This is a genomic window from Streptomyces sp. NPDC054842, assembly GCF_053611025.1.
The window spans coordinates 113,997-136,169 of record NZ_JBSGZN010000014.1 but is presented as its reverse complement, the minus strand read 5'-3'; the positions used below and the strand labels follow the sequence as shown (position 1 = coordinate 136,169).

The 22,173-nt window shown below is 68.6% G+C and carries 25 protein-coding genes and 2 pseudogenes; 14 read left to right on the top strand and 13 right to left on the bottom strand.

The features are described from left to right. Window positions 1–45: 45 nt before the first annotated feature. Window positions 46–1,317: a cytochrome P450 gene (locus ACWGIS_RS14055; RefSeq protein ID WP_453362649.1), complete on the top strand. Its 1,272-nt coding sequence runs from the start codon at window positions 46–48 to the stop codon at window positions 1,315–1,317. Window positions 1,318–1,419: 102 nt separating this feature from the next. Here ACWGIS_RS14055 and ACWGIS_RS14050 read toward each other — a convergent pair whose 3' ends face one another. Further along, on the bottom strand, window positions 1,420–1,647 hold the full coding sequence (locus ACWGIS_RS14050; RefSeq protein ID WP_453362648.1) for a DUF5133 domain-containing protein: 228 nt from the start codon (window positions 1,645–1,647) through the stop codon (window positions 1,420–1,422). A gap of 180 nt (window positions 1,648–1,827) precedes the next feature. Continuing rightward, window positions 1,828–2,457 carry a TetR/AcrR family transcriptional regulator gene (locus ACWGIS_RS14045; RefSeq protein ID WP_453362647.1) on the bottom strand — a complete coding sequence of 210 codons (630 nt, stop codon included), beginning with the start codon at window positions 2,455–2,457 and terminating at the stop codon, window positions 1,828–1,830. A 377-nt stretch (window positions 2,458–2,834) separates the two neighbouring features. Here ACWGIS_RS14045 and ACWGIS_RS14040 point away from each other — a divergent pair, with 377 nt between their 5' ends. Further along, window positions 2,835–3,971 carry an FAD-dependent oxidoreductase gene (locus ACWGIS_RS14040; RefSeq protein ID WP_453362646.1) on the top strand — a complete coding sequence of 379 codons (1,137 nt, stop codon included), beginning with the start codon at window positions 2,835–2,837 and terminating at the stop codon, window positions 3,969–3,971. 53 nt (window positions 3,972–4,024) lie between these two features. Here the strand turns inward: ACWGIS_RS14040 and ACWGIS_RS14035 are convergent, their stop codons facing one another. Beyond that, the gene (locus tag ACWGIS_RS14035; protein ID WP_453362645.1) at window positions 4,025–4,399 is read right to left on the bottom strand and encodes a VOC family protein; all 375 of its coding nucleotides are present in this window, start codon (window positions 4,397–4,399) and stop codon (window positions 4,025–4,027) included. A 156-nt stretch (window positions 4,400–4,555) separates the two neighbouring features. Between ACWGIS_RS14035 and ACWGIS_RS14030 the strand changes: the two genes are divergently transcribed. After that, window positions 4,556–5,410 carry an alpha/beta hydrolase gene (locus ACWGIS_RS14030; RefSeq protein WP_453362644.1) on the top strand — a complete coding sequence of 285 codons (855 nt, stop codon included), beginning with the start codon at window positions 4,556–4,558 and terminating at the stop codon, window positions 5,408–5,410. Window positions 5,411–5,447: 37 nt separating this feature from the next. Here ACWGIS_RS14030 and ACWGIS_RS14025 read toward each other — a convergent pair whose 3' ends face one another. Together ACWGIS_RS14025 and ACWGIS_RS14020 are read right to left on the bottom strand one after the other, a co-directional pair. Continuing rightward, the gene (locus ACWGIS_RS14025) at window positions 5,448–5,837 is read right to left on the bottom strand and encodes a hypothetical protein (protein ID WP_453362643.1); all 390 of its coding nucleotides are present in this window, start codon (window positions 5,835–5,837) and stop codon (window positions 5,448–5,450) included. Window positions 5,838–6,353: 516 nt separating this feature from the next. Continuing rightward, window positions 6,354–6,731: a hypothetical protein gene (locus ACWGIS_RS14020; RefSeq protein ID WP_453362642.1), complete on the bottom strand. Its 378-nt coding sequence runs from the start codon at window positions 6,729–6,731 to the stop codon at window positions 6,354–6,356. A 341-nt stretch (window positions 6,732–7,072) separates the two neighbouring features. Here ACWGIS_RS14020 and ACWGIS_RS14015 point away from each other — a divergent pair, with 341 nt between their 5' ends. The 5 genes and pseudogenes from ACWGIS_RS14015 to ACWGIS_RS13995 all read left to right on the top strand — a co-directional run. Further along, window positions 7,073–7,321 carry a phosphopantetheine-binding protein gene (locus ACWGIS_RS14015; protein WP_453362641.1) on the top strand — a complete coding sequence of 83 codons (249 nt, stop codon included), beginning with the start codon at window positions 7,073–7,075 and terminating at the stop codon, window positions 7,319–7,321. Between the two features lie 129 nt (window positions 7,322–7,450). Next, window positions 7,451–7,888 carry a VOC family protein gene (locus ACWGIS_RS14010; protein ID WP_453362640.1) on the top strand — a complete coding sequence of 146 codons (438 nt, stop codon included), beginning with the start codon at window positions 7,451–7,453 and terminating at the stop codon, window positions 7,886–7,888. 368 nt (window positions 7,889–8,256) lie between these two features. Continuing rightward, window positions 8,257–8,802 (top strand): hypothetical protein, encoded by a 546-nt coding sequence (locus ACWGIS_RS14005; RefSeq protein ID WP_453362639.1) that lies wholly within the window; start codon window positions 8,257–8,259, stop codon window positions 8,800–8,802. 168 nt (window positions 8,803–8,970) lie between these two features. Then, a complete protein-coding gene (locus tag ACWGIS_RS14000; protein ID WP_453362638.1) occupies window positions 8,971–9,516 on the top strand; it encodes a hypothetical protein in 546 nt (181 codons plus the stop codon). Window positions 9,517–9,534: 18 nt separating this feature from the next. Continuing rightward, a pseudogene (locus ACWGIS_RS13995) lies at window positions 9,535–9,627 on the top strand (DUF4259 domain-containing protein); the annotation flags it as partial. A 105-nt stretch (window positions 9,628–9,732) separates the two neighbouring features. Here ACWGIS_RS13995 and ACWGIS_RS13990 read toward each other — a convergent pair. Beyond that, window positions 9,733–10,356: a hypothetical protein gene (locus tag ACWGIS_RS13990; RefSeq protein WP_453362687.1), complete on the bottom strand. Its 624-nt coding sequence runs from the start codon at window positions 10,354–10,356 to the stop codon at window positions 9,733–9,735. 157 nt (window positions 10,357–10,513) lie between these two features. Between ACWGIS_RS13990 and ACWGIS_RS13985 the strand changes: the two genes are divergently transcribed. Beyond that, window positions 10,514–10,942 carry a DUF6221 family protein gene (locus tag ACWGIS_RS13985; protein ID WP_453362637.1) on the top strand — a complete coding sequence of 143 codons (429 nt, stop codon included), beginning with the start codon at window positions 10,514–10,516 and terminating at the stop codon, window positions 10,940–10,942. A gap of 111 nt (window positions 10,943–11,053) precedes the next feature. Here the strand turns inward: ACWGIS_RS13985 and ACWGIS_RS13980 are convergent, their stop codons facing one another. The 3 genes from ACWGIS_RS13980 to ACWGIS_RS13970 form a co-directional block, all read right to left on the bottom strand. Further along, a complete protein-coding gene (locus ACWGIS_RS13980) occupies window positions 11,054–11,431 on the bottom strand; it encodes a hypothetical protein (protein ID WP_453362636.1) in 378 nt (125 codons plus the stop codon). Between the two features lie 342 nt (window positions 11,432–11,773). Further along, window positions 11,774–12,271, bottom strand: coding sequence for a hypothetical protein (locus ACWGIS_RS13975; protein WP_453362635.1), 498 nt, complete (start codon window positions 12,269–12,271; stop codon window positions 11,774–11,776). Between the two features lie 90 nt (window positions 12,272–12,361). Further along, entirely contained in the window at window positions 12,362–13,183 is an 822-nt protein-coding gene (locus tag ACWGIS_RS13970; RefSeq protein ID WP_453362634.1) for an AfsR/SARP family transcriptional regulator, read from the bottom strand. A gap of 446 nt (window positions 13,184–13,629) precedes the next feature. Here ACWGIS_RS13970 and ACWGIS_RS13965 point away from each other — a divergent pair. After that, window positions 13,630–14,340, top strand: a pseudogene (locus ACWGIS_RS13965) (vWA domain-containing protein); the annotation flags it as partial. Window positions 14,341–14,451: 111 nt separating this feature from the next. Here ACWGIS_RS13965 and ACWGIS_RS13960 read toward each other — a convergent pair. The 3 genes from ACWGIS_RS13960 to ACWGIS_RS13950 all read right to left on the bottom strand — a co-directional run bounded on the left by ACWGIS_RS13960 (window position 14,452) and on the right by ACWGIS_RS13950 (window position 17,964). Continuing rightward, a complete protein-coding gene (locus ACWGIS_RS13960) occupies window positions 14,452–15,231 on the bottom strand; it encodes a 4'-phosphopantetheinyl transferase family protein (RefSeq protein WP_453362633.1) in 780 nt (259 codons plus the stop codon). Window positions 15,232–15,532: 301 nt separating this feature from the next. Next, on the bottom strand, window positions 15,533–16,813 hold the full coding sequence (locus ACWGIS_RS13955) for a phosphopantetheine-binding protein (protein WP_453362632.1): 1,281 nt from the start codon (window positions 16,811–16,813) through the stop codon (window positions 15,533–15,535). A 59-nt stretch (window positions 16,814–16,872) separates the two neighbouring features. Continuing rightward, window positions 16,873–17,964 carry an AfsR/SARP family transcriptional regulator gene (locus tag ACWGIS_RS13950; protein ID WP_453362682.1) on the bottom strand — a complete coding sequence of 364 codons (1,092 nt, stop codon included), beginning with the start codon at window positions 17,962–17,964 and terminating at the stop codon, window positions 16,873–16,875. Window positions 17,965–18,696: 732 nt separating this feature from the next. Here ACWGIS_RS13950 and ACWGIS_RS13945 point away from each other — a divergent pair. The 4 genes from ACWGIS_RS13945 (at window position 18,697) to ACWGIS_RS13930 (ending at window position 21,235) form a co-directional block, all read left to right on the top strand. Continuing rightward, window positions 18,697–19,071: a hypothetical protein gene (locus tag ACWGIS_RS13945; protein WP_453362631.1), complete on the top strand. Its 375-nt coding sequence runs from the start codon at window positions 18,697–18,699 to the stop codon at window positions 19,069–19,071. Between the two features lie 149 nt (window positions 19,072–19,220). After that, window positions 19,221–19,577, top strand: coding sequence for an ArsR/SmtB family transcription factor (locus ACWGIS_RS13940; protein ID WP_453362630.1), 357 nt, complete (start codon window positions 19,221–19,223; stop codon window positions 19,575–19,577). 363 nt (window positions 19,578–19,940) lie between these two features. Further along, a complete protein-coding gene (locus ACWGIS_RS13935; RefSeq protein ID WP_453362629.1) occupies window positions 19,941–20,624 on the top strand; it encodes a DUF4142 domain-containing protein in 684 nt (227 codons plus the stop codon). After that, entirely contained in the window at window positions 20,582–21,235 is a 654-nt protein-coding gene (locus ACWGIS_RS13930; protein WP_453362628.1) for a class F sortase, read from the top strand. The genes ACWGIS_RS13935 and ACWGIS_RS13930 overlap by 43 nt, the downstream gene beginning before the upstream one ends. 33 nt (window positions 21,236–21,268) lie before the next feature. Here ACWGIS_RS13930 and ACWGIS_RS13925 read toward each other — a convergent pair whose 3' ends face one another. Further along, entirely contained in the window at window positions 21,269–22,099 is an 831-nt protein-coding gene (locus ACWGIS_RS13925) for an alpha/beta fold hydrolase (protein ID WP_453362627.1), read from the bottom strand. Window positions 22,100–22,173 lie beyond the last annotated feature (74 nt).

The following is a 22,173-nucleotide window of genomic DNA, read 5'->3' as shown; positions in this document are numbered from 1 at the left end:
GCATTCTGTACGTGTCGCGGTGTGGAGCCTGGGCACCCGGCGGCCATGGAGATGCCACCTTCGCCACTGATCGATCGTTCCCTTCCCGCGCTCGCCCAGGGCTACAACTGGCTGCCCGGCTTGCTGCGTCAGCGTCCTGACGCCGTGGCGCGTACCCGGGTGATGGGCAAGCCCGCGCTCGTCGTACGCGGGCCGGAAGCGGTGCGTTTCTTCTACGACGAGGAGAACGTGCGCCGCGGCGGTGCCATGCCAGGGCCTGTCCTGAGCACCCTGTTCGGTCACGACGCCGTCCACACCCTGGACGGCGAGGCCCACCGCGCCCGCAAGGAGTTCTTCCTGCCGCTGTTGCACCCCGAACGCATCGCCGACCTGGTCGACCAGGTGAACGTCGCGTGGGACGACGCGGTCCAGGAGTGGGGCGGGGCCGAACAGACCGTGCTGTTCGACGCGGCGAGCATGGCGCTCACCCGCGGTGTGTGCCGCTGGGCGGGCATTCCCATCGGCGCACGTTCCGAGGAGATGACGCGTCTCGCCCATGACCTGGTCGCCATGGTCGACGGCTTCGCCACCGCAGGGCCACGTCACTGGCGGGCACGGCAGGCCAGGAACCGACAGGAACAGCGCTTCGCCCGGTTGGTCGAGGACGTGCGTTCGGGCCAGACCGAGGCCCCGCAGGGTTCGGTGCTCGCCTCCGCGTGCACGCACCGGGAGGCCGACGGCGAACTGCTTCACCCGCACACGGCCGCCGTCGAGTTGCTCAACGTCATCCGCCCCACCGTCGCCGTCTGCTGGTTCGTCGCGTACACGGCGCACGCGCTGCATCTGCAGCCGAACCAGCGGGAACGGCTGCGAAGCGGCGACACCGCCTACCTCGCCGCGTTCGTGCACGAGGTGCGCCGCTTCTATCCGTTCGCGCCGTTCCTCGGCGGTATCGCTGTCCGCGACCTGTCCTGGCGGGGTCTCTCGGTGCCGAGCGAGGGCATGGTGCTGCTCGATGTCTTCGGCCAGAACCACGACGAGGAACTGTGGGGCGACCCGTACGTCTTCCGGCCTGAGCGCTTCCTCCAGCACCCGGTCGAGCGCGACGAACTGATCCCGCAGGGCGGCGGCGAGCCGCGTACCGGTCACCGCTGCCCGGGAGAGGGGATGACCATAGGGCTGCTCGAAGCCCTCGCGCTCCGTCTCGCCGACCTCGACTACAGCGTCCCCGACCAGGACCTGCGCATCTCCCTGCGACGCATCCCGGCGCGGGTGCGCAGCGGCTTCGTCGTGCGAGACGTACAGGCACCGAGCAAGCGCCGGCTGGCCGCGGTGTGAGACCCGCCGGCGCAGGGCGGGAACCGTCCTGCGCCACAGAGGCACCAGCGCCCGCAGTGTGCGGGGGCTGGTGCCTCGTCCGTTCCCGGATGCGGTGGACGGTCAGGCCGGCTGGAGAGAGTCGTCGTCGCTGCGGGGTGTGGTCAGCCTGCTGTGGGCAGCGGCCAGAGCGGTGTCGACGTCGCGGGTGCCGGTCGCCACGCACAAGGTGTAGGCGAGATCCTCCATTCGCTGGCGCACCTCTTCGCTGCTGTTCTCGGCGTGCAGAATGCGCAGCGTCTCGTACTGCTCGACCAGGTTCTCCAGGACGGCCGGGTGCGCCATGAGCATGAAAGCCCCTCCTCAACGCTGTTCTCGTGGGTGATACATCGACCCGTGTGCCCCAGGAGGCCGACGCTCATTCCTGCGCATGGAGTGAGCCGGCGAACGGGCGAGAGGCTCGACGCCATGGCGACTTCTTGCTGGGTGAGACCTGTGTGGGGCTCCCAACTTCTGGACGGCTCTGTCTCCTCAAGCGCCGTCGGGATCGCGGCGGGCCGCATCCGCGGCGTTCCAGCCGTGTTCGAGGAGATCGAAGGCTGCGTCGACGGCTTCCTCGGGACGTTCGGCGCGGTGGGCGAGGGCGGAGGTCTCCAGGGCGAAGCGGGCCAGAGCGGCGATGCGTGGGTCGCCCTGCACGGCACCGGCGTCCTGGGCGATGGCGTCGGCCAGGGCGTCCTGGTGGCGCATCCACATGCGGTGCGCGTAGTCGCTGAGGGCGGGAGTGTTGGCGACCAGGGTGAAGAAGTCCGCGTAACTGGGGTCGGAGTCGGCTCCACGCAGCCGGACCTGCTTGACGTGCGCGCACAGCGCCTGGGGGACGGTCGTACCGGGGGCGCGGTTGCGGACCGCGGCGATGAGCGCGGCTTCCTGGTGGGTGTCCTCGTCGAAGACGAGGGCCTCCTTGCTGGGGAAGTGCTTGAGGAGGGTGGTGGTGGAGACGTCTGCCGCTTCCGCGATCTCGTGCAGAGTCACCGCGTCGTAGCCACGGGCGAGGAAGAGTTTCAGGGCGGCGTCGGCGAGCGCTTTGCGGGTGGCGGCCTTCTTGCGTTCGCGCCGTCCCGCGGGAGCTGAGGTCGAGGACCCGGCAGAGGTTGGCATGCCGCCATCGTACATAAAGATGGCTGACGCAAAAAGTTGTGTCGTTGCACTTTTTTGCCGGTTGTGCTTTTTTGGGATGGCGGACGTACGCAGAGCGCCGTCCACTGTCCCTTCCCCTCGCCCTCGCCCTCGCCCTCGCCCTCGCCCTGCCCTGCCCTGCCCTGCCCTGCCCTGCCCTGCCCTGCCGCAAGGCATACAAGGTTGACACCCGTTGACCCTCCGCCCCACCGACGGCGCCTGCAAATCGTGCGCTACGGAAGGACGTGGTGCGCCCAACGTCACTACTGGCGAAGCCTGCTGACAGCACATCACCTCTCCCCCGCCATCCATCTCCGTGCCGGCCACACCACGCCGCACGACACGAACGGAGTACCACCGTGAAGGCTGCACCCTCATCCCGCATAGCGATCGTCGGCGCCGGCCCCGGCGGCCTGACCTGCGCGCGCATTCTTCAGCGCCACGACATTCCCGTCACCGTCTACGACAGCGACGCGGGCCCCGACGTCCGCAACCAGGGCGGGACATTGGACCTGCACGAGGACGACGGCCAGATCGCCCTGCGCGAAGCGGGGCTGTTGGACGAGTTCTTCCGCCTGTCCCGTCCCGAAGGCCAAGAGATGCGTCAACTGGATCCGGCAGGCACGCTCCTCTTCCACCACGTCCCGGCGAAGGGCGACCACCTCAAGCCCGAGATCGACCGCGGCGACCTGCGCGATCTCCTTCTCGCCTCCCTGGCCCCGGGCACCGTTCGCTGGGGCCACTCGCTCACGTCCGTCGACGGCCCCGATCGAGGTCCCCGTGTGCTGCACTTCGCGGACGGCACCACCGTCGAGGCCGACCTCGTCGTCGGCGCCGACGGCGCCTGGTCGAAGGTACGACGAGCCGTCTCCTCCGCCGTCCCCGAGTACAGCGGGGTGAGCTTCCTCGAAGCCTGGTTCCACGACGTGGAGAACCGGCACCCGGAGATCGCCGAACTCGTCGGCCAGGGCGGCGCGGCCGCTGCCGACGGCGAGCGAGGGCTGTTCGCCCAGCGGAACAGCGGGGACCACATTCGCGTCTACATCATCCAACGCGTCCCCGCCGACTGGATCGGCGCATGCGGCCTGACCGTCCAGGACACCGACGGCATCCGCGCACTTCTGCTGGAGCAGTACGGCAGTTGGTCACCGCGCCTGCGCCGCCTGCTCACGGACAACGACGGTCTCTACGTGGACCGCCCGATACACGCCTTGCCGGTGCCGCACACTTGGCAGCACAGCTCCAGCGTCACCTTGCTCGGCGACGCCGCCCACCTCATGCCGCCGCTGGGCGTGGGCGTCAATCTCGCCATGCTGGACGGCTGCGAACTCGCCCTCTCCGTCGCGGCCGGCAACAGCGTCAAGGACGCCATCCTGGCCTACGAGGGAGGCATGCTGCCCCGCTCCCACAAGACGCAGCGGCTCCTTCACCACGCGGCCGAGGAACTGCTGTCCACCGAACTGCCCGACTTCGCCACTGCCGACGACGGCGACTGACAACACCCCTGCCGTCGGCATCGGGTCGTCGCCCCGGTACCACCAGTTCCTGCTCAGGCGCCTGGCAGGAAGAGACAGAACGGGTGACCGTGCGGGTCGGCGAGAACCCGCACGTCCTTCAGCGGCTGGTAGTCCTGGAGCGTCGCGCCGAGTGCGCAGGCCCGCGCGGTCTCCGCTTCCAGGTCGTCCACTTGCAGGTCCAAGTGCGCCTGCATCTGCTGTGTACCGGGGCGCTGCGGCCATGTCGGCGGCGTGTGGTCCGTCTCCAACTGGAAGCTGAGGCCGGGCCGTTCCTGCTCAGGGGCCCTCAAGCGGACCCATTCCGGCCCGCGTTCGACTTCTTCCCAACCGAGCAGGGCCCGATAGAAGTCGGCCAGCGCCGGTGGATCGGGAGTACCGAGAACAAAGGCACCGAGCTTCGTCGTCATGCCTCCCACCTTGCCCCAGGACCCCACCTCATGCACGCGTCCTCACGAGCAGCCGGCGGCACCATCGACATCGGGGCCAGAGATGGGGGGAGCCAAACGTGGGCCCTGCCAGATTTTGGGGCTTGCTCCGAAGATCGTGGTGTTGGAGGCTGAGGCATGCCGACTCTTCCCACGTTCGTCCTTGTTCACGGAGCCTTCGCCAATTCGTTCTCGTTCGCGCCGCTGCAGGCCGAACTCGCGCTGCTGGGACACCGCTCGGCCGCGGTCGACCTGCCCGGGCACGGATTCGAGGCCACTTTCCCCGCCGCCTACCAGGCTCCCCAGGATCTCGAAGCTCTGGCCGCAGAACCGGGGAGCATCAAGGGAGTCACTCTCGCCGACAACGTCGCCCGTGTGATCGAGGTCCTCGAACGGGCCAAGCGGCACGGGCCCACGGTCCTCGTCGGCCACAGCAGGGGCGGCATCACCATCACCGCCGTCGCCAACGCCCGGCCCGAGCTGATCGACCGGATCGTCTACGTCTCCGCCTGGTGCCCCGTCGATCTGGAGGTGGGCGCCTACTACGCCCAGCCGGAGATGGCGGACGTCGACATGGGCTTTCTCGCGGCCACGCTCGTCGGCAACCCCGGTCAACTCGGCTTGCTGCGCACCAACTTCCGCACCGCCGACCCGACGGCGCTCGCCGCGTTCAAGCGAGCGTTCGGCGCCGACCTCACCGACGACGAGTTCCGGACCTTCCTCAACACCTTCCAGCCCGATGAGAACCTCGACGCCGGTACGTCCGCCGACCGAGCACAGGCCTCCACCTGGGGCCGTATCCCCAGAACGTACGTGCGCCTGGCCGCCGATACCAGCCTTCCGCCAGCCGTGCAGGACCGGATGATCCGCGAAGCGGATGCGCTCACCCCGGACAATCCCTTCGACGTCCGCACACTCGAAGGCAGTCACTTGCGCTGGCTCGTCCACCCCGAGCCCGCCGCCGAGCTGCTCGCCGACCTCGTAGCGCGCTGACACGTCAGCCCGGGCCACGAGCGGTTACGGACCGCCCTCACCGGTCGTGGGAGCTTGCGGCGAGTGGCGGGGCCAGGGCTTGCGCGGGGGGTGGCAGGTGACTCCAGGGTCCCTGATGGGCGGGGGCGCAGCGGACCACGAGCTCGAAGCCGCCTGTTCGCAGGCCGAGTTCGGCACTCACATCGCCGGGCTCCGGCAGGCCGTGTCCGGACACCAGCAGTGGGGCCACCTCGGCCAGGTCCAGGACGCCGGCGACATATCCGGCGGCACAGCCGCCCGCCCCCTCGCCGGCAACGGCCGCCACAGGCAGCGCATGGCACTGCTGCCACTGCGTGAACAGCGCGACCTGGTACGCGAACAGGGCGGTCCGGCGGAACTCGGCACGGTGCAGCAGACCGGCGTCGACGCTGTCCTGGGGAGCGAACACGGCGGCAGCCAACGGCACCGGCAAACTGCCGTCCACTACCTGGCACACGGCATCGAACTGCTCCCGGAAAGGCGAGAACGACCCGTACAACGAACGTAGTTGTGCGGGACACACCCCAGGCCCCGCCGGAAAGGACACCGCCAACTCACCGACAGCGTCCAGCATCACGGGTTGGCCCCGCAGCACACCACAGCCCACAGAGGGCGAACCAAGGCCCACAGAGGCCGGCGCATAGCCCGCGAAGACCGACCGCCGCACCAGAGCGGTCCAACGCGACACACCCTTCACCAACCACTCTCCTCACCCAGTACCTGATGGCGGCAAAACATCCCCAGTACGCCGACCGCTCACCGCGCTCGGCCACCACGGCGGCGCTCCGGTCCGCGACCGTGCCGCGCGTACGGCCGGCAGGTCGCTGATGGTGCGCGTGCGTCACCCGGGCCGTTACGGCGTGCGGCTGGTGCAGCGTGCTGGAGCGCTATGCCTGCGCCGGCCCAACGGCGGGACATGCCCCGGTCAGGGCCTTGCGAGAGGGGTGCCGTCGCCGGGAACGAGCATGTCGTGGCACTGCACAATGCGGCCCGCTCCATCAAGGCGCAGTTCAGCGACCAGTGACCAGGCCGACTGTCCGGCCCGCGCAGTCGCCCGCAGTACGGCGGTGTCCGTGTCGGCCAGCAGGCTCTCGACCGTGAGGACCAGTCCCTCGGGCAGCGGAGCCCCGCCGGGGACTGCTCGGCTCGCCCAGGGACGAGTGAGCTCATTGACCTCACCGAGGTTGCCCGCGCCTACCAGCGCGAGAACCACTTCCTTGTTGCGCTCTCGCAGGCTGCGGGCGGTGAGCAGATCGTGCAGCACCCCGCTGAGGGGGTCGGCCAGCGTGAGCGCCATGACCATCAGGCCCTTCTCCGTGGAACGCCGTCACGTTCAGCTGTCGTGAGACACCCTGCCCGTGTCGCCTCGAGAAGTGCCGGAGGGCAAGTCGACCGCCGACACTGTGCCGTGCCTCCACTGCCCCTGTAGAAGACACGTTCAGACTTCGGACGAGGACCACGGGAGTACAGCGCCCGAACTCCGGGCGTTGCGCTGCCACGTGTTGAGGCACGGAGGTGTGGGCTGAGGACGCCGAGCTTGCAGGGGTTCAGAGGTTCAGGGGGCACGGCTCGCCCGCCTGCCGCCTGCGGCCGTCACCACCGCAGCAGACCGACCGCGTACAAGAGTGAAAGGTTGAATGAGCCATGCCCTGGGACACGACCTTCGAGGAACTCCTGCGCAGTTATCTGCCGTTCCTCGACCCGACCGAACCACTGCACGCCGACACGGACCTCCTCACCGCAGGACTGGACTCCCTTGGTGCAGTCGAACTCCTCGGGTCACTCGAAAGCGCCTACGACGTCCGTTTCGTCAACGACGCGCTCTCGCTGGACACCTTCGCCACCCCCGCCGCGCTCTGGGAGACCCTGACCCGCCTGCAAGCGAAGGTGTGAGGCACCGGAAGCAGAAGGACGTAGCCGGCCACAGCAAGTCGGAGCACACCGCGACCGCACAACTGGCGCGTCACCCACCAGCTCGCGATCAGCGCGGTCGGCGCGGCCGGGCTCGGTAGCATGCAACGCATGGCCATCACTCTCGAGAACGTCGGCATCGCCGTGCGCGACCTCGAAGCAACGATCTCCTTCTTCACCGACCTCGGCCTCACGGTCGTCGGCCGTGACACGGTCAGTGGCGAATGGACGGACATCGCCGTCGGCCTCGACGGCAACCACGCCAAGATCGCGATGCTCCAGACGCCGGACGGTCTCGGTCGCCTCGAACTCTTCGAGTACATCCACCCCGACGCCATCGAGACGGAGCCCACCCTCCCCAACGAGATCGGCATGCATCGCGTCGCCTTCTCGGTCGACAACATCGACGAAGCCCTTGAGGCAGCCGCGAAGCACGGATGCCGTCCGCTTCGCGGCGTGGCGAACTACCAGGACGTCTACAAGCTGACGTACCTCCGCGGCCCGAGCGGCATCCTGGTGATGCTCGCCGAGGAGCTGAAGAGGAACTGACGGCTGATCGATTCCATCAGCCTCACGCTCGCACCATGTGCGCGTTGTCGGGCCGGTGCTCGAAAGAAGCGGCGGGAAGGGCCGACTCCGCTGAGCGGCCGCCACGACCGACCAAGGGAAGACGCGACGCCGCCGCTTTCCCCTCCGGCCACTCCTCCCCGCGAGGATGGGCGAGTTGGCGCTGCCGGATGAGCGCTGCCGGCCAGGCACGGGTAGCGGTGCCGGCTCCGCTGCACTGGCCGTTCGTGTACACCGACAGCAGCACGGCTCCGCCGACGGAAGCAACCGCTCCGGCAGCCGAAGCCTGACCTCGGCCATTGCCGTGCCCTTCGCGGGCGACTGTCAGTCCCCGTTCGTAGGATCACGACATGTCTGATGCCTTCACCGTCCTCTGGACTCATGACACGTGCCGTGCGCTGCGCAAGGCGGGCAGGGTGGGCGAGCGCCCGCCGGTCGCTTTCAGCGGCGTCCATTCATCCCTCCCTGCGTGGACGGGTGCCCGTGCCGGGGACGATGTGTACGCGCTGCACGTCAGCCGACGTGAGGTGTTCGTCGTGAGTCACATGCGAGTGATCGACACGGAGCGACGCGACTGCTGCGGCCCGGCGCCCACGACCTGGGAGGACCCTGCCTACCCCGGGCACAGCGATTGGTCCATGCTCGGCGCCGACGGCTGCGGCGCAACGTCGGTGCACGTGAAGGCGACACCCGTACGCTTCGATACGACCATTGCCGGCGAACTGCTCGAGAGACTCACGTGGCGCAACCGCCGAGGTCACACCCGTGGTCTGAAGTACGTGGTGGATGGCCGTCTCATGAACTCGATCAGCCTTCAGGGGTTCTATCGTCTGACCCCGGAGGCTGCCGGTGAGCTGGCTCAGACCGTTGGCAGCCATGCCAGTTCACGCCGCTGAACGCCGAAGTATCCGAAGCGAGCACCGCTGTGGCGGACGCACAGCCTTTGGGCAGCGGTCGCGGGATGTCACCCGGGCACCCGCATGTGGTGGGTCGGCGGAGCGCCGCTTTGCGGGGACAGTCAAATTCCCAGGCACTCTCGCGAGTCGTGCTGCATCGTGTGAACCATGGCAGCGATAGAGGACACATCCGGAGCCGACAGCCCTGTCCGCAGCGTCTATCCGCCCCTGGTGGAGGCAGCGTGGCTGTACGCGGCGGATCAGGTGTGTCCGGAAGACCTACCGATGACCGCTGCCCAGGCACTCGCAACGGGAATGAACGGACCGACTCTGTGCGAGCTCGCAGGCCTGCCGCGTCATGCGGACCCCCGGGATATTCGCGACGTATTTGAGCAGGCCCTCGAAGAACTGGGGATCACTCTGCCCGATCACCACCTGGCCCGGCGATACGCGCTGAGCAGGTTGGCCACGCGATTCACCGCTGGGGAGGTGAATCTCGCCGAGTTGGCATCGGACGAGTGGGCGGAGACAGAGGTCGAGACCGCTGAGGAGCGTGCGTTCGTGGCGCTACTACCGCCATGCGCGTGCTGCATCGAGTACACGCTGGGGCTCGACGAGGCGACATGGAAAGCGCAACTGCGCATCGCGGCCCGTGCCTTGGCGAGCGCACCGGCTTCCGAGTTCTACGCAAACAGGCCCTGCTCGGCCCCGTAGTCACGTTGTCAGTTCCTGATGCGAGGATCCGAGCGACCTTACGCAAGGGAGATCAGTATGGGGACCGGGGATATTGGTCCCTTCGACAACGACACAGCTGAGGACTTCGCCAACGCTCTCGACGACGCCGAGCCCGAGGCGCGCGAAGCTCTGATCGGCCGCCCGCCCCCACTGGGCGCCAGGCATCTCCACCTGCCTATGCCGCGAACGGAGATTTCAGGTGGCGAACGGGTCGGCTCGGCCGGGCAATTGCTGCTCCGGGCGCAGGAACCGTTGGCCGCCCTGTTCGTCGCGTACCGCGAGGAACCCGGCGGCCGTCAGCCGCTGTGTGATCTGCCTGCGGCGGATCGCACCCACCTTGAACGCCACGGTAATGAGCAGGGCGACCGTCCCGCCTGAGGCGACTGCTTCGACCGGCGAGCTGTCGATGAGCATGAGGGCTGCCAGCGCCGCGCAGGCGAGGTAGCACAGCACTTTCTGGGTTCGGTCGGCGACGTACATCCCCATGACGTCGAAGGTGACGAGGTCCTTCAGCACGGCCACGGCATCGACCGCGTCGGGGAGCGGCTTCAGCGAGCCCTGCTTCAGCCCCGGCACTGTCCCCCCGTTGCCCGCCTGTGGATGGGTGGCGATAGTGGCCGCCTCGCGGACGCGTGCCTCGGGCCGCGGGTCCCGGTACATCCGGACCTGGACGAGTGAGTTCCTGAACCCGGTCCTGTACGCCGTGCCGTACATGTAGCCGTACTGCTCCGCCACGTGCGCCAGGGCGGCCGCCTTCAGCGTCGAGCCCTGGGGGACAATCTCAACGACGTCCTGCTGACGGGCGATCTGCCGAAGCATCCCCGCTACCTGACGCTCTACGGACATCTCGTTCCCCGCCCCCTGGGACCCCCTGCGCCTGGGCCCGACCGGCGCATAGCCTAGTACGCCAGCAGGGTGTCGCCGTTGGCCTGGCCAGGAAGGACGTGGCAACTGCAGTGGGTTGGTGCGGGTGCCGGTGGCGGTCTTCGCCGAGTGCCCCGCCACCGAGGCCCAGCTGACGGAGCCGACGGCATCGCGGCGGGATCTGAGCGACACACCGCAATCGGCATGGGAGATCATGCAGGTTATGACCGCTGAACTGATCACCTGGCTGCGCGAGCAAGTCGACGCCGACGAAATGGCAGCCGCAGACCAGCCACCCATGTCATGGGTTCCCGAAGGGCTGTCCCCCGACAACCCGCTTGCCGCGCTCTACTCACCAGTCCGCACCATCGCCATGCGCCGCGACTTGCTCGCCGCCTGGCGCGACCCGGAACACGCCGGTGCCGAGGACGACGACAGCCACACCATCGACTGGTCGCTGCGGGTCCTCGCGGCGACCGCCTACTCCGATCGCCCGGGATACCGCGAAGAGTGGGCCCCCGACGACGACGAGCCGGTCTGACACCGTCGACTCCGACCAGCGAACCCAAGGGCTGAGGTCGACGGACAACGGGGTCCGCTTCTCCTCTCCGGAGAGGAGAAGCGGACCCCGCTCATACGCCCGGCGGGCCGCTCAGCACTGGCGCAGGCCCGGGGCCGGGTCGACGGACGTGTTCACGTCCACGGCCGGCACGTTGCCCCACTGTCCGTTGTCGAGCTGCGTCCAGTACCAGATGTTGTTGCCGCCGCTGTGCCGGTCACCCGGACCCCAGCAGGCGAACCAGCTGAAGGACGTGTTCAGCGGGCCGCGCACCGCCGAGTTGTACGAGCGGTGCTCGTATCCCTTGGCGCCGACACGGTTGCCACACCACAGCTTGCCGTCCGCGCGCACTCCGCACTCTGCGGCGGCCACACGGGTGGGCTTCGCCGATGCCGGCGCGGCGGCGGTGACCAGCCCTGTCGCCAGCGCGGCGGTGGCGAGGGCGATGGAGAGGTGCTGTCGGATGATCATGAGGGCTCCTCGGGAACGATGGTCGAACTGACCGTGCTTCGAGACTGCGGTGCGCCATGACCGACTGTCGAGAACCGCCGCGTTGCCCACCTCAACCGGAAACGGGAAACACTTGAGGGAAACCTCCGGCAGCCCGGGTCACCTCGCCTTTTCCGCGTTCTGTGCCGCCCGCGTGAACCGCCCTGCCGGCCGGGTCGGCGTCGTACTGACCATGGCGCGGCGTGCCCGACGGGGCGCGGCGCCGCCGGCCCGACGGGGCGCGGCGCCGCCGGAAGCCGCAGCGCACGGGGCTGGAAGTGGGCTCCCGGAGCTGCCGGCCGGCCCGCGCCTTGACCGTCCTACTCATTCGCTGTGCGCAGCTGGTTGAACGCACCGCAGGTCCTGCCGGTACCTGACGGAGCCCTGCCGGTACCAGAACCGGCAATGCGAGGTGTCACTCGTCACGGATCCGGTCACCTTGAGCCGGGCCGCGTAATAGAACTTGGCCGGCTCGTGGGCCTTCACGGTGAAGGGTTTCGACCGTCCCGACACGCCGGAGAACTCATCGGATGAAGAGTTCACCGTGACCACGCCGATGCCGTATCCGTCGGTGTCCGCGGTGTCCAGCAGCTTGTAGCCGAGCAGTTTCAAGCCTCGCGGAAGGCTGACGAACCGAGCTTTGCGTATGATCACCGGCTCACCGCTGACATTGGCTGCCTGCGGCAGGCTCAGCCAGTACTCCTCACCGATCCGCAGGCTGTCGAACCCCACCTCAGCCTGGGAAACCAAGCCACCGTCGAGCGCCTGACCGTTCTGCGTGCCGTCGGCATTTCGCTTTTCTGGGACCAGCCAGGCCGCCAAGGCCTTAGATACGATTAGTAGTGCGAGTCCCGCGATCAGCGTGCGGCTCAGCCGTCCTCTCGGACCCTCTGTGTCTGTGTTCGCTCCCGCTCAGGCCGCGAACAGGTCGAACGTCGAGGCGTGCCGCGGTCCCGCCAGCACGTCGAGCTGCGGGTCCACCGCCAGTACCGCCTGATGCATCCGCTGCAACTGCGGTGACGGCTCAACCCCCAGGTCGTCGATCAGACGCATCCGCAGCCTGCGGTAGACCTCCAGCGCCGTCGCCTGCCGGCCCGCCCGGTACATCGCCAGCATCGCCTGGGAATGCAGCCCCTCGTGGTGAGGATGCCGCGCCGTCAGCTCCGTCAGCTCGGCTATCAACTCCGAGTGCCGGCCCAGCCGCAGATCCGCGTCGATACGCCGCTCGACCGTCACCAGCCGGCTCTCCTGCAACCGCATGACCTCGATCTCCAGCACCGGCCCCAGCTTCACGTCCACCAGCGGCGCACCACTCCACAACTCCAGCGCCGCACCGAAACGCGCCGCGGACAACTCGTTGTCGCCCGCCTCGAACGCCGCCTGCCCCTGACGGATCCACTCCTCATAGCGGTTCACATCCACGCAGCCCTTGTCGATCTGCAGCAGATACCCGCCGTGCCGGGTGACCAGAACGTCCTTCGCCCCCGCCCCGGACCCCGGCCCGATCGCCGTCCCCAACCGCCGCCGCAACTGCAGAATGTAGGTCTGCAACGTCGTCAGCGCACTCGCCGGCGGCTCACACCCCCACAGCTCCTCCATCAGCGTCGGAACCGGCATCACGCGCCCCGGATACAGCGCCAGCAACGCCAGGATCTGCCGCGGCTTCCCCGCCGACGGAACGATCGACGCCCCGTTGACCTCGGCACTCAACGGACCCAAGACCTGAATCAGCATGGCGCCCTCCCCACCTCGTCGAGTTCGTGCCCCAGATTGCAACCCGGCTGAAAAACACCGCCACCACGCACGCTAACGGCCCACCCACGCCACCAACACGACCCTGTAGCCATCCTCCAGCGGCACTCCACACCACATGAGGCACCACACCCTGAGGCTGGAAAGTGGACCGCCATTGACAGCCCCGGCGCGGACCGACGCGGTGTCTCCCGGCCGACCTCAGGCGCCGCGGCCACCGGCATACGCAGACAACCGTCCCGTACTCCGTCTGCTGACCTCCACTGGATACCGGCAGGCGCGGCAAGCTGCCGGTCGGAGCGATTCCTTCGGCAACGAGATCGGCACGCGTGGCGCGGCACGCAAAGACTCCGCGCCAAGGCGTCGACGACGGCACCTGCGTGCCCGGGCAGATAGCGCGAGGCCCCTGCCGCCGCCAGCGCCAGTAAGTGCGCAAGGAACAGGTGGCCGTCAGTCTGCGCAAGCACGGGGCGGAAGGAGTGAGCGCGCGCGTCATCCTCGTCCTGGACGCCTCCGGCTCCATGTCGTTTCTGTACACGAAGGGAGTTGTGGCCGATGTCGTGGAGCGGATGGCGGCGGTGGCCGCGCAGCTCGACGACGACGGGGAGATGCAGGCGTGGACGTTCGCGTCGAACCCGGCCCGCCTGCCGGACCTCGCTTTGGGTGATCTGCCCGAGTGGCTGGAACGCCATGTCCGGGTCGGTGAACTGACGTTGTTCCGGCGCAAGAAACCGCGTAAGGGGTTGCTGCCGGGCCAGGTGGACATGCGCGCGGTCGGCATCCAGAACGAGGAACAGAAGGTGATCGCCGAGGTGCGGGCGTACGTCCGTGAGCACCCGGCTGCCGCCCCCACCCTGGTGCTCTTCTTCTCCGACGGCGGCGTCTACCGGAACAACGAGATCGAGGCCGAGCTGCGCCAGGCGGTGGACGAGCCGGTCTTCTGGCAGTTCGTCGGACTGGGACGCTCCAACTACGGTGTGCTGGAGCGGTTCGACACCCTGCCCGGCCGGCGCGTCGACAACGTGGGCTTCTTCGCCGTCGACGACATCAGCGACGTACCGGATGCGGAGCTGTACGACCGGCTGTTGTCCGAGTTCCCGTCATGGATGCGCGAGGCGAGGCGGCTGGGCATCATCTGAGCGAACCGACTCCCGAGTTCGAAACAGGAGTTGGCGCACGTCAGTAGTCGTCCTCAGGCAGCTCCCGCCGACTTGGGGACGGCGGAAGACGTCTCACGGACCGGCTGTCGTCTACTGGGAACGGGAGCCGGTCCGCGGTGTCGCGGCGGGGGCTGGGAGCGTGACGATGTGAGGCGCGGCCCGGTCCCAGGGAAAGCCGTGGTGCAGTTCCAGATACGGGGCCGGGCCCTCGGCCGCGGGCAGCGCCACCGCGGCCAGCACACCTGGCACCGGCTCCAGTTCCGCGAACCGCCAGCGCCCCGCCGCGTCATCGGCAGGCGGCCGGAACGCGAGGACCCCCGCCTCCTGGCCCAGGGTGAAGGAGAACTCGTCGAAAGGCAGCCCCAGCCCCACCCCCCGCGCCTTGGTGTACGCCTCCTTGAGCGTCCACAACCGCAGCACCCGTCGGCTGCGCGTCTCGCCCGCCGGAACCTCCGCCGCCCACCGCTGCTCCTCCGACGTGAACGTCGTCAGGATCGTTTCCAGCGCGCGTGGTTCACGTTCCAGGTGCTCCACATCCACCCCGATACGCGACGCCCGCACGATGCCCAGCAGGCTGTACCCCCCGGCGTGGGAGAGGTTGAAATCCAGGTGATGGCCGCCTCTGGGCAGTCCTTCCGGCAGCGGCTGCAGAAACGGCCGCCCACGCGAGGAACGCCAGATCACCTGCTCCGACTCCGCCAGCCCCGCTTCCAGCGCCAACGCGCGCCGCACCAGCGTATGAGCCAGCAGATACTGACGACGATCACGCTCGAACAGGAACCGGGCCGCGACCTCCCGCTCTCCCGTATCCAGCCAATGCCCCGCCAACACGCCCACCACGTCGGGCGACAGAGCGTCGTTGGCGCACACCCACAACTTGACCGCCTCCGCACCGCCCTGAGCCGCTGACCCAGTCCCCACAGACCCATCCGATACGCGTGTCATGAAGCCATCTCATTCATCTCCGACCACCCCACACACGCCGCTTCCGACGTCTACCGCATCCCGCCGGAATCGCCGCCACCCACGCCGTGGAGGGCGCCATCAGTCCCCTCGAGAACGCCGACCGCGAGACGGAGCGTTACAGAAGGGAGCCGAGCACCTGAGGCCCCAGCCCGCTGCGATACGTGCGAGCGGGGTGAGTTGGCACCCGATGGGGTGGCTGTCGGGTTCACGCGGAGCGGCCTGTCAGAAGCGCTGCGGCCTCATCGACACCGATCCGCTCCCCACGCACCGCATCCAGGAGCGCGAGCATCTCCTCCTGCGACAGGGCAGGTTTGGCCGCAGCGGGCATCACGGGCTGCTTCGGCTCAACTTCCCTTTGCAGTGCAGCCGTTGTTGCGCCGGCTGCCAGTGCGACAGTCGTCGGCGTTTCAAGTCCTGCCGTTCCGGACGCCGCTACGGCATCCGCGTCCGGCTTCTCGCGAGCCGTGGGCTCAGGCGCCACTTCCGTTGAGGCGGGTGCGTAGCCGGACTCCGGTGTGCTCGGTGTCGACGCCGTGTCCGTGACCATGCCCCGGGTGCGGGTCGTGATGTAGGCGGCCATGGCGGCCAGGCTCCGCTGCTCGTGGGCAGTGACCGGATACTGGTCCATGCCGTACGCGCGGTTGACCCCCGCGACGAAATCATCGGCCAACTGCGAGCCGATGCCGAGCTCGGACAAGAAGGCACCGCCCTCGATCTCCCACGGCTCACAGTGCAGAATCCTCGCCAGTCGCTCCCGCAGCACGGCCAGGACCTCCTGCACAGCGCCCGGCGCACCGCCGCTGTCCAGCACGTCGGACCGAGCGCTGCCGGTGCCCGGTCCGACGGCGGACGCCACGCCGGTACCCGACACGGACGGGGCGCTTGCAAGGCCCGCTGGAGCGGCAGGGGCGTCACCGCTGCTCGACGCCATGGCAGGCGCGTCGCTGATGGCCGTCGTGGTGCCGGTGTGTGTGCCGATGTACGAGGCCATCGCGGCCAGGGTGGGATGCTCGTGGAGAGTGAGGGGGCGTTCATGCAGTCCATAGGCGTCATTGATGCCGGCGACGAAGTCGGCGGCCAGGATGGAATCGATGCCCAGAGCCACGAAGGGGGCGTCGGCCTCGATCTCCCACACGTCGCAGTGCAGGCGTCCTGCCAGCTGCCGACGCAGTGACTCAAGGATCGGGGACGGGGCATCGGGAGTCCGAACGGCCGGCGCCGGGCTGCCTTCACGCAAGGCCGACAGGTGGCCTGCCAGCAGTGCGGGCGTGGAGAACTCGTACAGTGCCCCACCCGTGATCCGTATGCCGAAGTGCTGGTGGATCGCCGCAACGAGTTCCGCGGTCAGGAGCGAGTCCAGCCCCAGGGCGGCAAACGGCTGCTGAGGGTCCACCCGCTCGGGATCAGCGCCCACCACACCGGCGAGGACGTCCCTCAGTTCACCGACGACATCCCCGCCGCCCGGTACAACCGATGCACCGCTCATACTCCGCGCCTCCAGAACGCCAGGGAAGTCGACATCACACCGCTCGCCCACGCCGGTACTCAGCGGGCCGGGGTGAGCGGAGCGCCGCGCACGGCGCGCCCGCCCTCCGCACGGTCCGAGTCGGTGTGCTCGGCGCCGGCGACGGTGTCGAAGTCGACGCCGTTGCCGGCCCCTTGACCGGAGGGACGGCCGGCGCCGGAGCCGATGGTGACGCCGGTGCCGTTGCCCGGGGTGCTTCTGGGCGTGGGGGTGGGCTCGGAGGTCGCCGTCAGGATCGTGTGCTGGAGAGCCCGCAGCCGCGGAGACGGCTCCAGCCCCAACTCACGTCCCAGCGTGGCACGCAGTTGCAGGAACACGTTGAGCGCCTCGCCGCGCCGGCCCGAGCGGTGCAGGGCGATCATGAACTGTGCGTGCAGGTTCTCATGCGTGCGATAGCGGCTGGTCAGAACCGTCAACTCGGCCAGCACCTCGCGATGACGACCCAGCCGTAGATCCGCCTCGATCCGCTGATCCAAGGCGCACAGCCGGCTCTCGTCCAACCGTCGGACCTCCATCCCCAGTTGGACGCCTGCCTGCACGTCCGCGAAAGGCGTTCCCGACCACAGGTCCAGGGCCGACGCCAGCGTGCGGGCCGCACCCGTGAAGTCACCGCCGTCCATGGCCCGGTAGCCCAGCCCCGCGAGCCGCTCGAACTCCCGCACGTCGCTGAACCCGCCGCCCGACGACAGCAGATAGCCGCCCGGCAGCGTCACCAGGACGTCTTTCGCTCCACCACCCGACACCCCCACAGCGGCACGGGTCGCACCGTGCTCCGTGGCTTTCGCGCCTGGGAGGCCCTCACGCACCCCCATGTCGGCGCGGCCGGCACTTGCCGCCACGCCCTCGGCGGCCGCGGAACCGGCGCCGACCGTGCCGCTCACCAGAGCTGTCGCGATGAGTTCACGCAGCTGCAGTACGTACGTCTGCAACGTGGTCCGCGCACTCCGCGGCGGTTGCCCCGCCCACAACTCCTCGATCAACGACGCGACCGGCACCACACGGTCCGCGTGCAACGCCAGCAACGCCAGCACCTGCCGCGGCTTCGGCGCCGACGGAGCCACCGACACCCCGTTCACCCGTACGTCCAGCGAACCCAGCACACCGATGTCCACGCCGTCCCCCAATCCGCCAAGCCTGTCTGACACTCCACCATTCAAAAACAGCACGCACGGTATGTCAATACAGAACCGACCGTCCTGTTTTTTAGACCCGACCCGCAGAGCCGCCGCAAGCTGCACACATCGGGGCAGTTCGCCCTAACCCCCGCGCCATCAGCGCCAGTTGCAGGCACGTGGAGCACCCCGGCCGCCCGAACGAGCCTTTGCGGTTAGGCGGGCAGCCGCCCGCACCTGGAGGGGAACTCGCCAGTCACGTCAGGTGAACTGGCCATAAACAAACCCTGTGGTCTAGTTCCAGGCGCAACAACTACCCATGGTCGAGCCGAGTTCGCTCAGCCCGGCAGCCCGCCCCTTCCGGAGCGAGACAGGCGATCGAGGCATCTCACGGAGAGAAGGTTGCGTCGTCAGCGCGCGAGCCCGCAGAAGGGACGGATCACGCCGGCAGCCGGGCGACCGCTCACGATCCGGCCTCTCCGAACCGGCCTTGCGCCGACCAGACTTCGCAGCGGCGGCGCCCACGGGACGCGACGCCACTGACGTCGAAGTACGGTCGACTTCCGTCTTCAGCGTGATCAAAGTGTGGCAGTCGCCCACAGGTTCCGAAGCTCCTCGATCAGCTTCGGATCGCATCACACGCACGAGCGACCCCGTCCGTACGGTACGACGCACGAACGGGGCCGGAGCAGACCGTCCCGTGCAGCCGGCGGAAGCCGCAGGAGGACCGTCATGACGAACGTGGAAATCTCTCTCAAGGAGACGATGACCGCAGTGGAGGGGGCCCTCGGCGCGGCCGTCGTCGACTACACCAGCGGCATGGCGCTCGGCACGCTGGGCGGCGGCAAGGATCTCGACCTGGCCGTCGCCGCCGCCGGCAACACCGACGTGATCCGCGCAAAGGTCCGCACGATGGAGCACCTGGGACTGAAGGGCGAGATCGAGGACATCGTGATCACCCTCGGGACCCAGTACCACCTCATCCGACTGGTGCAGGGACGACAGGGCAGCGGGTTGTTCATCTACCTCGTCCTGGACCGCGGCCGCTCGAACCTCGCGATGGCACGTCACCAGCTCAAGCGGATCGAGATGGACCTAGAGGTGTAACCAGCTGTCCGACGGGGGCTTCGCATGCCCATGAGTTGAAGATTTCTTCAACTCGGCACATCCACATCAGTGCATCACCAGGGCGTGCGAAGCCCGCAGTCGCCAGGATCGTGACGGACGCAGGACCTCGAGAGCGGTAGGGAGCGAGCGTGCAGGTTCCCCTGTATCAAGCCAAGGCCGAGTTCTTCCGCATGCTCGGGCACCCGGTGCGCATCAGGGTTCTCGAACTGCTGCAGGGTGGGCCCGTCCCGGTGCGGGACCTGCTCGCCGAGATCGAGATCGAACCCTCCAACCTTTCCCAGCAGTTGGCCGTGCTGCGCCGGTCGGGGATCGTGGTCTCGATCAGGGAGGGCTCAACGGTCAGTTACGCACTGGCCGGCGGTGACGTCGCCGAACTGCTTCGGGCAGCCCGCCGGATCCTGACCGAACTGATCGCCGGTCAGAACGAGTTGCTGGCTGAGCTACGGCACTCGGAACCGCCCGTGCCGACGCCTCCCCTGCGCTGACGTGAGCCGTCCCGCCCTGAGCCTGCCCTCGACGCGGTGACGGCGCCTGACCCGCGGGACATCGGCCCGGACGGGACTCGCCGGCGTGGCGCTGGCCCTCGTAGGGGCGCAATGTCACTGGAACCCTCTCAGCGCCCGCCCGCCTCCCACGTGCCCACCTCCCACACCCACCTCCCGCACAGAGGATCAACATCCCTCTGCGCCGCCTTCGCAATGCCCGAAACCGCTCCATTCGGGTGAATAAGTAGATTTCGCGAACATTCTGGCGTGTCTCATGGAACGGATACATGCCGGGTGCTAAAGCAGCGCCCTTCTTCCATGTGCGCCGGACCGCTCTGCCGGTGGGCGCGAAAGGAGCACGTTGTGACGCGTACTCGGCTGACGTTCCCCGTCGTTGTGGCCGCAGTGGTGTGCGGTATATCCGCGGCACCCGCGGCCGCCGGTGGGGCGAGTTCCCAGGACCACACGTTCACCAGGGCAGCCCACCAGGGGAATCTCGCGGAGATCGCCGCCGGGCATGACGCGCAGAAGAACGCGACCACTGCGTGCGTGAAGGCGGTCGGTGCGACGCTGGTGCGCGACCACGGCAAGCTCGACTCGGATCTGCGGATGCTGGCGCACAAGCTGGGCATCACGCTGCCGGGCATGCCGACCGCGGAGCAGCGGCAGGAGCTGGCCGCGGTGCAGGCCAAGGCCGGGACCGCGGCCTACGACACGGCGTGGCTCAAGACCCAGGACGCCGCCCACACCGCGACGCTCGCACTGATCGACAGCGAGCTGAAGGCCGGGCAGAACGCCGAGGTGAAGGCCGCTGCCCGAGCCGCCCGGCCAGTGGTGGCGATGCACCTCGACATGGTGCGCGGAGGCACCTGTCACGCCGGCAAGGACGCGAGCATGGTCAAGGCCGGTAACGGCGGCCAGTTCGCCCAGGCCGCCAACGACTCGCAGGACTACCGGACGGCCGCCGTACTCGGTGGCGGACTCCTCGCGGGCGCGGGTGCCATGTGGCTGCTGCGCGCCCGTCGTGGTGCGTCACACAAGGGCTGAGCTTGCTGCACTTGCGCGGCAAGGCGTCCGCCGCCGCGGCAGTCGCCCTTGGCGCTGCGGCGGCGGTCGCCGGGTTGACGACGCCCACCGGCCCGCTCCTGTCACAGGACGCGGGCCAGGTGCCCTCCGCCACCACACCCCACGTCGCACCTGCCGGCGCCCGGGTCCCGTCGCCACCTCGTAAGGTCCGTGGCCCTGGCGGCTTCCGGGCCTCGGTCGTCCCGGTGGCCGCCACCGCCGACGGGGAAGTGGCCGTCCCGAAAGACGCCCGCAGCAGCGGATGGTGGGCTTTGGGATCCCCGGCGGGCGCCTCGCGAGGAACCGTGCTGATCGCCGGCCACGTCGACACCCGGGCCGGCCTCGGAGCGTTCGCGGCCATCCACGACCTGCCTCTGGGCGCCAAGGTGAGGGTGATCGCCGCCGACGGCCACAGTTATGCGTACGTGGTCGCTGCCCGCCGCACGTATCCACAACGGAACCTGCCACGCGATCTGTTCACTCGGCGCGGGGCTCCCAGGCTCGCCCTGCTCACGTGTGGTGGAACCTTCGAGCGCGAGACGGGCGGCTACGACAGCAACCTCGTCGTGTACGCCACCCCGGCCCCGGACTGACGTGACCGCGCAGAGGCAAAGGTGGGTGGGATGTCACGCCTGCCCGGCCAGCGGTACCAGCAGGAGTTCGGTGAAGCGTTCGGGGACACGCAGCGGCAGGTAGTGGTCGGCTCCCCGTATGCGCTCGCCGACGGCATCGGGGATACCGGCAACGAGCGTGTCAGCCAGGAGGCCGATCTCGGCATGGTCGCACTCGCCATCGACGACGAGCGTCGGCACGGTGATCTGCCCCAGCTCGCCGATGGCGTTGCGCCCCGCGTCGATGACGTGGCGTTCGCTCACGAGGCGTCGCTGCGCGTTGTCCTCGATCATCGACTTGATCAGATCCCCGCCCGGAGCGGCGGCCCCCGTACCGACGGATGCCCAGATCGACCGTTCGAGTTCGGCCAGTCCGGCCGCATCCCCCTCACGGCGGGCCGCGGCGTAAGCCGCCAGTTCGGGATCGTGCCGCCAGACATGACCACTCACCGAGGCCGCGACCAGTACAAGCGAACTGACCCGCTCGGGGTGAGCGAGAGTGAAGTCCAGGGCCGTCTCCCCACCCATGCTCAAACCGACCAACGCGGCCTGCCCCAGCGCGAAGTGGTCCAGCACGGCGCGTAGGTCTTCCACGTCGTCGAACGGATCCTCCGGTGGCGTGGACGAGCCGAGGCCACGGGCGTCGAAACGGACAACCCTGTGGTGGCGGGCCAACGCAGGCAGGACGAGGTCCCACAAGCGGGCGTCCATGCCGGCGCCGTGGAGAAGCACCACCGGGCTTCCTTCGCCGCGGTGTTCCGCCCACAACCGGCCGCCACCCGAGACGGGAACCCAATGGATCTCGGAGTCCTGCGCACGTTCCTGTTCACGGGTGTTCTGCCACATGACACGATCATGGCAGGGCGTTGGACCAGGGCTCCTCGCAGGGCGAGTGCGCCGGGTATCACACCCGGACGTCT

Bases quoted from the DNA above. Each gene is read 5' to 3' on its own strand.
- ACWGIS_RS14055 (WP_453362649.1), top strand. From the start codon at position 46: ATGGAGATGCCACCTTCGCCACTGATCGATCGTTCCCTTCCCGCGCTC.
- ACWGIS_RS14050 (WP_453362648.1), bottom strand. From the start codon at position 1,647: ATGCTCATGGCGCACCCGGCCGTCCTGGAGAACCTGGTCGAGCAGTAC.
- ACWGIS_RS14045 (WP_453362647.1), bottom strand. From the start codon at position 2,457: ATGCCAACCTCTGCCGGGTCCTCGACCTCAGCTCCCGCGGGACGGCGC.
- ACWGIS_RS14035 (WP_453362645.1), bottom strand. From the start codon at position 4,399: ATGACGACGAAGCTCGGTGCCTTTGTTCTCGGTACTCCCGATCCACCG.
- ACWGIS_RS14030 (WP_453362644.1), top strand. From the start codon at position 4,556: ATGCCGACTCTTCCCACGTTCGTCCTTGTTCACGGAGCCTTCGCCAAT.
- ACWGIS_RS14020 (WP_453362642.1), bottom strand. From the start codon at position 6,731: ATGGTCATGGCGCTCACGCTGGCCGACCCCCTCAGCGGGGTGCTGCAC.
- ACWGIS_RS14015 (WP_453362641.1), top strand. From the start codon at position 7,073: ATGCCCTGGGACACGACCTTCGAGGAACTCCTGCGCAGTTATCTGCCG.
- ACWGIS_RS14010 (WP_453362640.1), top strand. From the start codon at position 7,451: ATGGCCATCACTCTCGAGAACGTCGGCATCGCCGTGCGCGACCTCGAA.
- ACWGIS_RS14005 (WP_453362639.1), top strand. From the start codon at position 8,257: ATGTCTGATGCCTTCACCGTCCTCTGGACTCATGACACGTGCCGTGCG.
- ACWGIS_RS14000 (WP_453362638.1), top strand. From the start codon at position 8,971: ATGGCAGCGATAGAGGACACATCCGGAGCCGACAGCCCTGTCCGCAGC.
- ACWGIS_RS13990 (WP_453362687.1), bottom strand. From the start codon at position 10,356: ATGCTTCGGCAGATCGCCCGTCAGCAGGACGTCGTTGAGATTGTCCCC.
- ACWGIS_RS13980 (WP_453362636.1), bottom strand. From the start codon at position 11,431: ATGATCATCCGACAGCACCTCTCCATCGCCCTCGCCACCGCCGCGCTG.
- ACWGIS_RS13970 (WP_453362634.1), bottom strand. From the start codon at position 13,183: ATGCTGATTCAGGTCTTGGGTCCGTTGAGTGCCGAGGTCAACGGGGCG.
- ACWGIS_RS13955 (WP_453362632.1), bottom strand. From the start codon at position 16,813: ATGAGCGGTGCATCGGTTGTACCGGGCGGCGGGGATGTCGTCGGTGAA.
- ACWGIS_RS13945 (WP_453362631.1), top strand. From the start codon at position 18,697: ATGACGAACGTGGAAATCTCTCTCAAGGAGACGATGACCGCAGTGGAG.
- ACWGIS_RS13925 (WP_453362627.1), bottom strand. From the start codon at position 22,099: ATGTGGCAGAACACCCGTGAACAGGAACGTGCGCAGGACTCCGAGATC.